At 48.0% G+C, this 13,698-nt stretch carries 9 protein-coding genes; 5 read left to right on the top strand and 4 right to left on the bottom strand.

Going from position 1 to position 13,698, the window contains the following annotated elements; all coding sequences use genetic code 11:
* Positions 1-341: 341 nt before the first annotated feature.
* The gene (prmB, locus tag ACO6VE_RS03215) at positions 342-1,289 is read left to right on the top strand and encodes a 50S ribosomal protein L3 N(5)-glutamine methyltransferase (protein ID WP_422459666.1); all 948 of its coding nucleotides are present in this window, start codon (positions 342-344) and stop codon (positions 1,287-1,289) included.
* A gap of 55 nt (positions 1,290-1,344) precedes the next feature.
* Positions 1,345-2,427, top strand: coding sequence for a chorismate synthase (gene aroC / locus ACO6VE_RS03210; protein ID WP_422459665.1), 1,083 nt, complete (start codon positions 1,345-1,347; stop codon positions 2,425-2,427).
* Between the two features lie 80 nt (positions 2,428-2,507).
* On the opposite strand, the gene ACO6VE_RS03205 is transcribed toward aroC, so the two are convergent.
* Positions 2,508-3,803 (bottom strand): hypothetical protein, encoded by a 1,296-nt coding sequence (locus ACO6VE_RS03205; RefSeq protein WP_422459663.1) that lies wholly within the window; start codon positions 3,801-3,803, stop codon positions 2,508-2,510.
* Positions 3,804-4,178: 375 nt separating this feature from the next.
* On the opposite strand from ACO6VE_RS03205, the gene ACO6VE_RS03200 reads away from it, so the two are divergent.
* On the top strand, positions 4,179-5,792 hold the full coding sequence (locus tag ACO6VE_RS03200; protein WP_422459661.1) for an ankyrin repeat domain-containing protein: 1,614 nt from the start codon (positions 4,179-4,181) through the stop codon (positions 5,790-5,792).
* Between the two features lie 62 nt (positions 5,793-5,854).
* On the opposite strand, the gene ACO6VE_RS03195 is transcribed toward ACO6VE_RS03200, so the two are convergent.
* A complete protein-coding gene (locus ACO6VE_RS03195; protein WP_422445728.1) occupies positions 5,855-6,013 on the bottom strand; it encodes a hypothetical protein in 159 nt (52 codons plus the stop codon).
* 48 nt (positions 6,014-6,061) lie between these two features.
* Between ACO6VE_RS03195 and dauA the strand changes: the two genes are divergently transcribed.
* A complete protein-coding gene (gene dauA, locus ACO6VE_RS03190) occupies positions 6,062-7,795 on the top strand; it encodes a C4-dicarboxylic acid transporter DauA (protein WP_422459659.1) in 1,734 nt (577 codons plus the stop codon).
* Positions 7,796-7,856: 61 nt separating this feature from the next.
* Here dauA and ACO6VE_RS03185 read toward each other — a convergent pair whose 3' ends face one another.
* Positions 7,857-9,674, bottom strand: coding sequence for an AMP-dependent synthetase/ligase (locus ACO6VE_RS03185; RefSeq protein WP_422459717.1), 1,818 nt, complete (start codon positions 9,672-9,674; stop codon positions 7,857-7,859).
* Between the two features lie 302 nt (positions 9,675-9,976).
* On the opposite strand from ACO6VE_RS03185, the gene ACO6VE_RS03180 reads away from it, so the two are divergent.
* Entirely contained in the window at positions 9,977-12,181 is a 2,205-nt protein-coding gene (locus tag ACO6VE_RS03180; RefSeq protein ID WP_422459657.1) for a hypothetical protein, read from the top strand.
* Positions 12,182-12,186: 5 nt separating this feature from the next.
* Here the strand turns inward: ACO6VE_RS03180 and ACO6VE_RS03175 are convergent, their stop codons facing one another.
* Positions 12,187-13,629 (bottom strand): TrkH family potassium uptake protein, encoded by a 1,443-nt coding sequence (locus ACO6VE_RS03175; protein WP_422459655.1) that lies wholly within the window; start codon positions 13,627-13,629, stop codon positions 12,187-12,189.
* Positions 13,630-13,698: the final 69 nt, after the last annotated feature.

Below are 13,698 nucleotides of genomic sequence, written 5' to 3'. Positions count from 1 at the left end.
GGACGCTATGGCTATGCTGAAAAAAACACAGAATACCTTCATCCTACTACTCATTTTGGCACTTGTCGTATTTCAGGGAAAAGCTATCTTCCGTATTCTGAGCAGATACTCATCAATTAGTGCAAAGCGGTTTAGTCCTTGGTACGTATCCCTGAATGATGTTAAGCCGGAAACGATTGATTATTTTCTCTCCGATTGATGATCACCACAGGTTGTCTGCTATCTGTTAAACAGCCGTTACCCCTGAGCAGGGAATATGCTATTTTATGCCGCCTATATAAGGCAGTAAGGGTTCGGCCCAGCGTAAAAATTCCGGGCGTTACGAATCCGAAGGAGCAAATGTGACAGGTTCCAATGAGTCCTGCGAAGGGCTGGTGTCTATTCGAGACTTTGTACGCTGGGGAGCAACCCGCTTTAATGAGGCGGGGCTGTTCTTTGGTCATGGCAGTGATAATGCGCTGGATGAGTCCCTGCATCTGGTTTTCCAGGTATTGCAGCTGCCCTGGGATCTTCCAGACCAATATCTTGACAGTCGTTTAACCCATCGTGAGCGTGAAAAACTGGCCAACCTGATTGAAGAGCGGGCGGTCAGTCGTAAACCCCTGGCCTATCTGGTCAATCAGGCGTGGTTCTGTGATATGCCATTTTATGTGGATGAGCGGGTGCTGGTCCCCCGTTCTCCCATTGCCGAGCTGATTCTCCAGCAGTTCCAGCCGTGGCTGGGGGATGTAGAGATCAGCCGTGTGCTTGATCTGTGCTCCGGTTCCGGGTGTATTGGCATTGGTGCAGCCCATGCTTTTCCTGAATCCCAGGTGGATCTGCTGGATATTTCTGAAGATGCCCTGGAAGTGGCTAACATCAATATTGATCGCCACGAACTCTGGGGCAGGGTGCAGGCCATTAAGTCGGATCTGTTTGATTTTCTGGATGCTTTGCCAGAGCGTCCCAGGTATCAACTGATTCTGAGTAATCCACCCTATGTGGATGCTGAAGATATGTCCGATATGCCGGAAGAGTTCACCCACGAACCCGAGCTGGGTCTGGCCGCCGGAGATGACGGGCTTGATTTCGCCCGTACCATTCTGGCGCAGGCAGCTGATTACCTGGATGACCAGGGGCTGCTGGTGCTGGAAGTTGGCAACAGTCAGTGGTCTTTACAGGATGAGTATCCGGAAGTACCGTTTGTCTGGCCTGATTTCGAAAAAGGCGGTCATGGTGTTCTGGTGCTGTCCGCTGAAGATTGCAGAAAATATCAGTCTTTGTTCAAAAATCGGTTAAAAGCCCTGTAAGGGGCTTTTAACCATTTTGGGAATTTTCTGAAAATAACAATGAGATCGCTCAAGTATGGCAGGAAATAGTATAGGACAATTGTTCAAGGTAACTACCTTTGGTGAATCCCACGGTCTGGCACTGGGCTGTATTGTTGACGGTTGTCCCCCGGGGTTGCCCTTAACAGAAGCGGATCTTCAGGTTGACCTGGATCGTCGTAAGCCCGGTACCTCCAAATTCACCACCCAGCGTCGTGAGCCGGATCAGGTCAGAATCCTCTCCGGCGTTTTTGAAGGGGTGACCACCGGCACCCCCATCGGCCTGTTAATTGAAAACCAGGATCAGCGCTCCAGGGATTACTCCAATATCAAGGATCTGTTCAGACCCGGTCATGCGGATTACACCTATGCCCATAAATACGGTGTCCGGGATTATCGCGGTGGTGGCCGTTCATCCGCCAGGGAAACGGCCATGCGAGTGGCGGCTGGCGCTATTGCACGCAAGTTCCTGCTGTCCAGGGGGATTGAAGTGTTTGGCTGGCTGTCCCGGATCGGCGATATTCAGGTCGAGAAGCTGGACTGGGATGAAGTGAGAAACAACCCGTTCTTCTCGCCAGATGCGGACAAAGTCCCGGAAATGGAAGCGTTGATTACCAGCCTTCGTGCCGAAGGTAACTCCGTGGGCGCTCGTGTTTCCGTGATGGCAACCGGTGTTCCGCCAGGGCTTGGTGAACCGGTTTTTGACCGCCTTGATGCGGATCTGGCCCATTCACTGATGAGCATTAATGCGGTCAAAGGCGTTGAAATAGGTGACGGGTTTGCCAGTGTCAGCCAGAAAGGTACAGAACACCGGGATGAGATTACCCCGGATGGCTTCCTTTCCAACCATGCGGGTGGCACCCTGGGTGGTATCAGTACCGGGCAGGACGTGGTTGCTCATATTGCCCTGAAGCCAACATCCAGTATTACCACCGCAGGAAAGTCGATTAATAGTCAGGGCGAGCCAGTGGAGGTCGTCACCAAGGGGCGCCATGATCCCTGCGTGGGTATTCGCGCAGTACCCATTGCTGAAGCGATGATGGCGATTACCCTGATGGATCATTTTCTGCGGCACCGGGCACAGAATGCCGATGTCGTTAGTCCGATACCGGTTGTGTAAAGCACAAAAAAGGCCAGTAAACGAATTGGATACTGGCCTGAATGTTCATGCTGAGTCTTTACACGGACAGGACTTTCAGATCATCGGCGAGCCAATTTGATAGCTCTCTCAAGCTTAATAAATTTCAATACTTCTTTGAAAGCACTCTGGCTCTGGTTTGCTTGCCACTGTTTTAGAGTTTTTTCGACCGTTTCCAAACCATCAAGATCACCACGATCAAGGATTGCTTTGATATCATCCTGCCATTGCTCACCTTCTACATAACCAGGAGTGTTGAATTTTTCTAACAGTTTGCTGGCCCCATTTTCAATATCTACGGGCATGACAGATGGTGTTGTGGCTTGTTTTGGTTTGATTAAGTTTTGTGCAACTTGTCGGTTCGTTGCGCGAGCTTTCTTGATTTCTTCCATACGAACTTTGTAAGCCTTTTTTGCGTTGGCAATATTTCTCTCTTTTCGATCCTTGAACAGATTCTTGTTCGCCTTGTACTTATCCAGACTGGAATTAACATGAACCGCTTTCTGGCCCCCTTTTTCAATATTCTGGTGATAACTCTGCTTAAGTTCTGCAATTCTATTTTTATAATCTGCTTCTTGCTTCGCTATGTCAGCTTTCATTGCCTTTTTGGCATTTGCCATTTCCTGTTGGTATTCTTTGCTCGCTGCCGCGCCCAGTTCCCTGCTTATCTTACCGTAAGCAGAGGAAATCTGTCCTTCCAGCTTGTGGAGAGCCTCTTTTGCTTCAGTCAACTTGTCCTTATTATCACAGTGCTTGTTAAAACAATCCTGTGTTTCGGAGTTCTGGAATTGCTCTTTAATATTATTGACTTGTGATTTTATCTGGCCTTTACCGCTTGAGTTGATTTTTATGTTTTTTGAACCGCTACTGGTTGGAATTTTTAGATTTTTTACTTTATTTAGGTCTTTATCATTAAAACTGCCTTTATTAAATAATTTCAAAGCATCTGAATATGAACTTTCAAACTCTTTGACCTTATTCTCAAGTGCCTCAACTTCTTTCTTACTTTCTTTTACTTTAGAAACCAGTTCATTGTATGCCTTTGCGGAATTTGCTGAGTCTGATTTTCCATCTTGACCTTGTATTTTACTGACTCTCTGCTGCTGAAAATAATTTACCCTTCCCCAATTGGTTTGTTGGATTTTTCGGCTAAACAACTTTGTAATTACTTTCTTTGGTTTAGATAGATAATCATTGTCATAAGCCCTGCTCAGACCTGGCTCTTTCGTACCTTTAAAGGTTGTCACTAACTTACCCAGAAAGGATTTTTTAACGGGAGTGGCACCGTTGATAGAAGCATCGGATGGCGGTACTTGAACATTTTGTAGTGTCGAACCAGCAACTCTCGAGCTATCCATAGTATTTCTCCAGCATTCCTTTGGACTTGATAAGTACTAACTGTAGTCAATAAAACCAACGCTTTGTGATTTGATGCTGGGATAGGGCGGAAATGATCAATATAATGACACAATCAATGGTTTTGATAATGAAAACACAAAAGGGTCAACCAATACGTCAAAGAGAGAATGTAAGAATCTGCACGGCAATAAGATGCCGCATGGTTCATTTTATTCGTTTAATACAGGCATGCTGCTCACCTGCTTAATTTATAAGAAATATTGAACGGGAACTTTTGCGTCATTTAATGGACAAACACAATAACATTTGGCCGATTGTCCAGTATTTTACGTACTATCGTTCAAATTTTACTAATGCAACATGAGTTAAAAGTTATGCATGGCTTAGAATTAAACGTCTCTCTGCAGGGCGTGATGACACCCGCTGATTCGGTAGTCTCTAAAGGGGATAATCCGGAAATTGAAAAATGCAATTTCTGTTTTGGCAATCTGGGTGATCAGCGTACTGTTGTTATGTTTCCCTGTACCCATAGCTACCATAAGATGTGCATGGAAGAATTTCTGGAAGTCCCAAAGAATACCACTTGCCCGGGATGCAATCATAGCGTTACCCATTGTTTATCACCTGATGAGACGCCGCTCCTGGTGGCAGCTGCAAAAGGTCGGCCTGACGCTATCAGTGGCCTGCTTGCCCTCGGTGTAAATGTCAATGACAGCACCGAAGATGGGCTAACTCCCCTCCATTGCGCTGCCATCAAAGGTGATGTAGCGACTTTAGAGCATCTTGTCCGCCATGGTGCTAACGTCAACGCCCTCACAAGAGGTATGACTCCACTCCATTTTGCGGCGCAATTCGGGCATCTCGATACCATCTGGTTCTTGCTTGAAAATGGTGCAAATATCAATTACCAGGCAAATGTGATGGAAACGCCCAGTCAAATCCAAGACAGGCGTGATTGGAACGTTTTATTGGCTTCGGTGGAAAAGTGGCAGGGCCTCCCTTTGGGATCCACTCTCGAATACCATGGAAGCGATGCGCAAATAACAAGCTACGGGAAAACTCCCCTGCACTGTGCCATTGAAGCCGGGCAGGAACAGGCTGTTAACGATCTGGCCGTTGCCGGTGCCGACATCGAAGTACTCATTGGTGAAGGCAAGACACTGCTCAGCTGGGCAAAAAGTGAGGGGAAACTGACGAAATCCATAATTTGTTCTTTAGCCAATGCAACTTGTGATACTGAGGCCCCCTGCGAAGGGGCACGTGCAGAGCTGCTTAGTGCATTGATTGAAATCAATGACTGGGCTTTATTCGACAAATTGTTGGCCAATACCAGGGGGGTTGCTCTTCATAAACTTCAATGCCTGGGGTCCAGTCAGCTCGCCTTTTTCCGGTCGGTTGAATGCGGTCAGACAGATATTATCAAAGCCATGATTACCAGAGGCGCTGACGTTAACGGCCTTAACGATCGTGGTATGACTCCACTTTACCGTGCAGTCTGCGAATGCCAGCCTGAAAGCGTTGCAACGCTGATTGCAGCAAATGCTGATGTCAATGCCACTATGGGAGAATATAGGTGGACCGCCCTCCATCTTGCGGTTAAAAAAGGTGAGTCATCCATTGTTCAGCTCTTGATTGACGAAAACGCTAATGTCAATGCCTGTGTCTCAGACGGGGAGATCCCGTTCCCCCCCGATAAAGCGTTTGACAGATATAAAACAAATTCAACAAACGGGGGTACCCCTCTTCACATTGCAGTTGAAAATTGTCAGCCAGAGATTGTTGAACGCCTGATTGCTGCAAAAGCTGATGTTAATGCCCTCAATACTGCAGTACATACCCCTCTTAAAGTTGCACAAGTCCTTCTCGACAGGGCAATTTATCATGTGGATCACCTGAATGACTTTGCCGCTATCAATAAGGTTGAATCTTACCAAACTATCATTCAACTCCTGCAAAGTGTAAACGCAGGTTCAGGTTTTGAATATTGAGTTTGTTTGGTAGTGCTATCACTGTTCCGGGGCAGTGATACAAGCACAATGGGGCGGTTGATTCAGGTTCGCACGATGCGTGAGGGAGTCAGTCCGTCGCCAATGGGCAGCAGATAGCCCGGTTGGTCATCGTTTTCAGCAATGGTTCCTGCCGCTGTCCAGTGAGAAGGAAAATCTTTTGCAGCACATAATACGCATAGCCGCTGTCTGGATTTAGGCATATTATACTGCGCCTTTCTTCTTCCTCTTCTCTTGAACAGGCCATTATCGTGCCACATCGAGCCCATCTGTTGTCACTGAAGCTCTGCCATGCCCTGAGTCAGGCCTGCATTGCCGACAAGTATACTGGCAAACGTTTTGCCAGCGACCTGCTGGCGGGACTAACCGTCGGAATTATTGCCATCCCGTTATCCATGGCGCTGGCCATCGCCAGTGGTGTTGCGCCACAGTACGGTCTTTATACGGCGATCATCAGCGGATTTATTATCGCCTTGCTGGGCGGGTCCCGTTACAGCATATCCGGCCCCACCGCTGCCTTTGTGGTGCTGTTATTTCCTATTGCAGAAAAATTCGGTCTTGCTGGCTTGCTGCTGGCAACGGTTATGTCAGGCATCATTCTGGTGCTGATGGCTCTCATGCGCCTTGGACGTCTGATTCAGTATATACCGGAGTCGATCACACTGGGATTTACCGCTGGTATTGGTGTTGTGATTGCCACACTGCAGCTGAAAGATTTCTTTGGTATGACCATCAGTGCCATGCCTGAGCACTATTGGGAAAAAGTAACAGCTCTGGTCAATGGAGTGGGCAGCACCCATTGGCCAAGCCTGCTGATTGCCATCGTGACACTGGCCGTGATGTTGTTGTGGCCCCGGTTAAGGTTGCCCATTCCCGCTCATTTACCGGCGGTGATTCTTGGCAGTTTACTCGCTCTGATCATGGGCCATTATGGTTTCGATGTTGAAACGATTGGTAGCCGATTCCAGTACCTGCTACCTGATGGCTCCATGGGTATGGGGATTCCTCCGGTCCTTCCCGAGTTTGCCTGGCCGTGGATGCAGGCGGGTGTCGATGGTCAGCCATCTGGTATCAGCTGGTCACTGGTTCAGGCCCTGCTTCCTTCCGCTTTTGCCATTGCCATGCTCGGGGCTATCGAATCGCTGTTGTGTGCCGTCGTGTTGGATGGCATGACGGGTAAACGACACAGTGCAAACAGTGAGCTGTTAGGGCAAGGCATTGGCAACATGGTTGCGCCATTCTTTGGCGGGATTCCAGCCACTGCCGCCATTGCCCGATCAGCCGCCAACGTCAAGGCCGGGGCACAGAGCCCGGTAGCAGGGATGGTCCATGCCCTGGTTGTGCTGCTGGCGCTGGTAGCACTGACCGGTATTCTTGCCTGTATTCCCATGTCTGCGATGGCTGCTTTGCTGCTGGTGGTTGCCTGGAACATGAGCGAAGCACCTAAAGCGGTGCACCTGTTGAAAACGGCTCCGCGCAGTGATGTGCTGGTTTTTCTGGTCTGCTTTTTCCTGACGGTTGTCTTTGATATGGTCATTGCCATCAGCGTTGGTGTGGTACTGGCCGCATTGCTGTTTATGAAAGAAGTCGCTGAGATGATCCAGGTCAGGGATATCACCAGGGACAAACGCTATGTAGATACGCCAGTAGCGCCAACAACGGCCGTCCTGCGCATCGAGGGACCGCTGTTTTTTGCCGCTGCTGATCATGTTTTTGGAGAGATCAGTCGTTTAAGCCAGGATAAACATACGATTATTTTACAGATGGAAAATGTCCATCTGCTGGATGCGGGCGGTCTCTCGGCCCTCACGCGATTGATTGAACAGTGCAGGAAGCACCATACCCGGCTATTGATCAGTGAATTACAGTTCCAGCCATTAAAAAACCTGGCCCGGGCCGGCGTTGAGCCTGTAGAAGGTGTGGTGAAATTTTATCCTTCATTGAATGATGCGTTGCTGGACGGGTGTCGGTCGGTTAAAAAATAACAGCGTTAAAAAAAGGCATCCGTTCAGATGCCTTTGTTGTGATATTTACAAGGGATAGTTATCAGGCTTTGCTGGGAGTGTACATGGCCTCAATCTCTTTCTTAAATCGCTTCATAATAATTTTACGACGCAGTTTCAGGGTTGGCGTGATCTCACCCAGCTCGATGGAGAACTCTTTGGGCAACAGCGTAAATTTCTTCACCTGTTCAAATTTAGCCAGCCCTTGCTGGATTTTATTGACCCGCTCCTGAATCAGTTCCTGAATGCTGTTGTGCTGAATCAGTTCCCTGTGGTTCTGGTATTTCAGGTTCAGCGCCTTGGCGTGTTCTTCCAGAGCTTCAAAGGCAGGAACAATCAATGCCGTTACGTAGTTTCTGGCATCGGCAATAATGGCAATCTGTTCGATAAAGCGGTCTTTGGTCAGCGTGCCTTCGATGTATTGTGGTGCGATGTATTTACCGTTGGAGGTCTTCATCAACTCCTTGATGCGTTCGGTCATACGCAGCGCACCGCTCTCATCGATCAGACCGGCATCGCCGGTGTGCAGCCAGCCGTCCGCAGTAAAGGATTTTGCGGTTTCTTCCGGCTTTTGGTAATAGCCGCGCATGACGTTGTCGCCTTTAACCTGAATTTCACCTTCTGCACCGATGCGCACCTGTATGCCCGGTAAAGGAATACCACAGGAACCAAACTCAAATTCAGTATCACGGAAACAGGTCACGGTTGCCACAGTTTCCGTCATGCCGTAACCCACTTTCACATCAATACCAATGGCATGGAAGAAACGGTTGATGTCGTCATCAAGACGAGCGCCGCCACAGGGCATAAACCGGATATTACCGCCCAGGCCCGCGCGAATTTTGCTGAACACCATTTTGTCGGCGATACGGTTGAGCTTCTCCAGATAAGCAGGTGCCTCAACACCTTTGCGGCGGTATTCCATGTGGGCGTTGCCAATGCTAACCGCAGTTTTAAAAATCATACGACGAATAAAGGGGGCTGTGGCAACTTTACTGTGAATGGTTGTATAGACTTTTTCAAAGAATCTGGGAACGGCACAAAGCACCGTCGGCTTAACGGTTTTCAGCGCTTCACTGACCTGATGGGGCTCTTTGAGATAGACATTGGTAACGCCACGGGCAAGGGCGTAAAAACTCCAGGCACGCTCAAAAATATGGCTCAGCGGCAGGAAGCACAGCGAGGTGTCCAGGCTGTCCAGGTGGATGATCTGGTCATGGCCACGGAAGCTGGCTGCCATATTGGCATAGTCCAGCATAACGCCTTTGGGCTCGCCCGTGGTGCCTGAGGTATAGATCAGGGTGAACAGGTCTTCCATGCAACGGGAATTCAGCCTTTCTTCAAGAATGGCCGGTTCAACACCGTGCTGGATAAAGTCGTCAAAGTAGATAGCCTGCGGGCAGCTGCTAATATCAACCGAGCGGTCAAAGATAACTATGGTCTTTAATGTGGATGACCGGGCCAGTAACTCAAGCGCACTATGGTATTGTGCCTGTTCACCCACAAACAGCAGACTGGCTTCTGTCTCATCCAGAATGTATCTGACCTGCTCGGTGGTGCTGGTGGGGTACAGCGGTACGGTAACCAGTCGTGCCTGAAGGCAGGCCAGGTCGGCTACGGTCCACTGAGGCATGTTCTGGGACCATATGCCCACTTTCGCCTGTACCTGCAGGTTTTGCTTTAACAGTGCGCGGGAAGCCTGGTCAATCTTTTTGCTGAGCTGATGCCAGCTGACTTCCTGCCACTGATGAGCATCCTGATCAGCGCTTTGAGTGACGAAGCGCATGGCAATATGTTCCGGGTTGCGCTGGGCACGATCACGGATCTGGCTGATCAGGTGCATATTCAAGGTGGAGTTCATCGGCACGGAACGTATTCTCAACAGCTGGATGAAATGTAGACAACAAGAAACCAAATGTTACAGGATGGCTTGGAAGACCAAAATTGATCCAGATCATTTTTGGTGAAATTCTGAGCAGGAAAATGTAACGGTTAGTAACGATAATTGCTGGATGTAAACACATCCCGCCATTATTGTCAGATTTGTGTAGATTATACCATCACTGAGTCTGCAAAATCTGTTTTTATATGCGTTTATTGGCCAGTGCGTTGTGCTTGGCACAGCTGATGATGAGCCATTACCTAATGGATTAATGAATTATTATGATTCCCTCAGAATATAACTTGTTCCGCTGTGAACCTGCGTCCTCAGGTGCCGGGATTAACAAGTCTGAAACACATGACACGCTTTTACAAAGCCAACAGGATCCAGCTCACGCTACGGTGACTGACAGCCTTTCCAGACGCACTGTAGAGCCCAAATTCACTAATAATTACCTTGGTTCTTCAGGTTTCAGTTCTGCTTTTTTTGATACCGGGTCTCAGGAATACCTTCTCCTGGTAAAAGCCATCGGTGTTATGGAAAAAGGGCCAGCGTTTAATGAAGATAAGCTGGGTCCTGTTTCCAGGAAAAAAATGACCGTTGCCCAACTGAGAAAAAAGAAGAGGGAATTAAAAGCTGAAGAAGATAAAAAGTTGAGTGAGCTGGAGTATCTTACGGTGCGAATCTTATATGCAATCAATACTGGAAAAGAAATACGGCAGCAGGATATTGCTTGCATTCTTGAGATATTGTCTGATTTTTACAGCTCTCGATATTTTATGAATTGTATGTTTTTCATTATTCATAAAGTGTTAAGTGATCAGTGTGCTGAAACAAATATGGTATTAACCGAAGTCGTAAAGAATCAGTGTGGAGGAATTATTGAGCTAATCTACAAAATTGTACTTAGCGGGGATGATGTGGGGTTTGTATCAGAGTTTTGGTACGTAGGGTGGGATCTTTATTATGTTTTTAATATTATCGCCTGCTGCGTGAATTTGGATGGCAGTGAGCGTTGTGCACCATTCTTTAGTCCTGAGCTACCTGTGAAGTTGGCATTGAAATGTTTACAGCAAATGCCTGGTGTAACTGAACAGGAAAAACAATTTCTGGAAATGAAAAAGAAACGCGGGGATGATGAATCAGATATTCATACTTTACAATTCAGTTTGCTGGCAGGAAAAGAAATTGACCTGGAAATGCTGATTTCCCGTGTAAAAAATGGTTGTCAGAGATATCAGCAAACGGGTTTGAGTGATATGAAAAAATATACCGAGTATCTTGGGCTGTTGCAGTTTTTGTTTTCCGCAACAGTGTGCGCTTTGGAAAGATCCGGGGAGGATGCTCGCAAATTGCTTGACTGTTACGATTGCTTTTCCTATCTACAGCCTTCCGCAGGCGTATTGAAGCAATATATGCTGGCCAGGTGCGAAGAAAAATCCGGCGCTATTGATGCAGCAAGCCGAATTTACCAGTCTTTGGTCAGCGGGGAAAGCCAGGTACCTTTATACGAAGAATGGATTACCTGTCTGGAAAAGCTGGGTGATAACGGTGCTATTGTTCAGGGCTGCATAAGTGCTGCTGACTATTACAGAGCCAAAGATATTAAATGGCGGGAGGAGTACTATGAGCACAAGGCTGCCGACTATATGCTGATTATGGCAAACATGGATGATATTGATGTCAGCTCCATGCAGTCTGACGTTGAATCACAATCTAAAGCCGCCAGCAGTAAAAAGCACAAAGTTAATCGAAAAAACAAAGCTAAACGGGGGGGCGAACATCATGCAACGCCTTCCCGTTCTTCCCTGTCGGCAGAAAAAACAGAATCTTTTCAATCCTGTCCAGCTGCTCGACCTTACCCGTCAATAAAAGCCAGACAGGATAAGGCTCATGCTACACCTTCAGAGTCAGGAAGCGCGAAAAATGGGCGGGATTACTGGCGAGAGTTGAATGCGCTGTTTGTGGATTATTATCACCTTCCTCACCGATACCGGGATACTGTCGAGAGCTTTTCCCGGGAAGCCTGTCGATGTTTCCCAAATGATATATGGGTTCTTCATTCTGCCGGTTGGGGATTTCATCTTATTGGCGATGAAATAAAAGCCGCTGAGTTGCTATTGAAAGGTTTGCGTCACTATCTGGGCCGTTTCCCTGAGGTCAAAAGTTTTATACCGGTTAATATTTATGGCAATTTCGAACAGGGTCTGGATAGACTGAAAGCGCATCCTGAGATAACACCCAGCTCATCCGCAGGCCTCAATGTGGCTGCTTATTTAAGCTCTCTGGCGTATGTGTATCGAAATCTTAATAAACATTGCGATGATCAGATGCGCTCTTTGGCTAATTGGCTGAACCCTTCCAGGGATGCCCGCAAAAAAGAAAAACAACGCGTATCTTTCACGGCAAAGGTGAATGTGATTCCTGCAGGAGTTGACCAGGTTACCAGAAGGTTTATGGCTTTTGGCCATGGTTGTCGTGAGTAAATCCCTCAGCCCTTCCAGAAAGCAGGCGTAAAAAGTACCAGAACGGTAATCACCTCAAGCCTGCCCAGCAGCATGCCGGCACTTAATAGCCACTTGGCGACATCCGGTAGAGAACTGAAGTTTCCTGCAGGACCAATGACGGCTCCCAGGCCGGGACCGACATTGGCAACCGCTGTCGTGGCTCCGGAAAGACTGGTGATGGGGTCAAGATCGCAGAGGGACAGTAACAGACTCATTAAAGCAATCAACAGGATGAAGAAGAAACTGAAACCGATTAACGAACGGAGTATGTCACTGCTGATTTGCTGGCCGTTATAGGTTTGTACAAAGCAGGCCCTGGGGTGAACCAGTTGCTTTAACTGAATGTTCAGAAGTTTGCCGCCAATTTGAAACCGGAAAATTTTGATGCCTCCTGCAGTTGACCCTGAACAACCGCCCACCAATAACAGGAAGAAAAAGGTGAGGTTGGCAAGACCACCCCACAGGGTATAGTCACCGTAGGCAAAGCCGGTGGTGGTGATGGTTGAGGTGGTATTAAAGGAGACCAGGGTGAGTGACTGGGGAAAGGTGTAGTCAGAGTGGCAGCATAACCAGACACTCAGAACCAGCCAGACTATCAGCAGAAAACCGATAAAGGCCTGTACCTGGGTATCCTGGTAAAAGCAGTTAACGTCACCCCGCATACAGCGAACAAAAAGAACAAAAGGGAGGCTGGCAAGTATCATGAAAATGGTGCTGGTCCAGATAATAAACGGGTTTTTAAATAACCCCATGGATGCATCTGAGGTGGAATATCCGCCGGTTGAGACTGTGGTCATGGCATGGTTTATGGCCTCAAAGCCGGTCATACCACCCAGGAAATAAAGGTACGCGCAGATAGCCGTCATGATCAGATAGACAGTAACGATACCCTTGGCAATACTGCCTGAACGGGGCATGGCTTTCTCGGACCAGTCAGACGATTCGCTCTGGAACAACCTCATACCACCCACTTTGAGAAAGGGCAGAACGGCAACCGCCATCACAATAAAACCGATGCCGCCAAACCATTGCAGCAGTGACCGCCAGATCAGCACACTGGGGGGCATCTGATCCAGACCAGTCAATATGGTGGATCCGGTGGTGGTAATACCTGACATGGTTTCAAAAAAGGCATCGGTGAAACTGACGGGAAGTTTGAACCAGAAGGGCAGTGCTGCAAAAGTGCATACTGCCACCCAGCAGAGTGTGGTCAGTACAAATACCTGCCTGGGCTTCATATTGAAGTGTTCTGGTTTGAAATTGATGGTCAGGGCTGCGCCGCTAATCAGCGTAATGGCCGCAGCGGCGACAAATTCCCAGATATTCGACTCACCGGTCAGCAGATCATAGATGACCGGAATCAGCATAAACTTGGCCAACGCTGTCAGGAACAGGCCAATCACATAGAATACCGGACGGTGTTTCATTACTTTTCAATGGCAGTTACTGAGAAATAAAAAAGTTGGTACGCATCGTTTGGAGGGAAGTCAGATGCT

It is taken from the genome of Endozoicomonas sp. ALB115, assembly GCF_049310245.1.
Classification (GTDB): Bacteria; Pseudomonadota; Gammaproteobacteria; order Pseudomonadales; family Endozoicomonadaceae; genus Endozoicomonas.
This window is presented reverse-complemented; position numbering and strand designations above follow the sequence as displayed.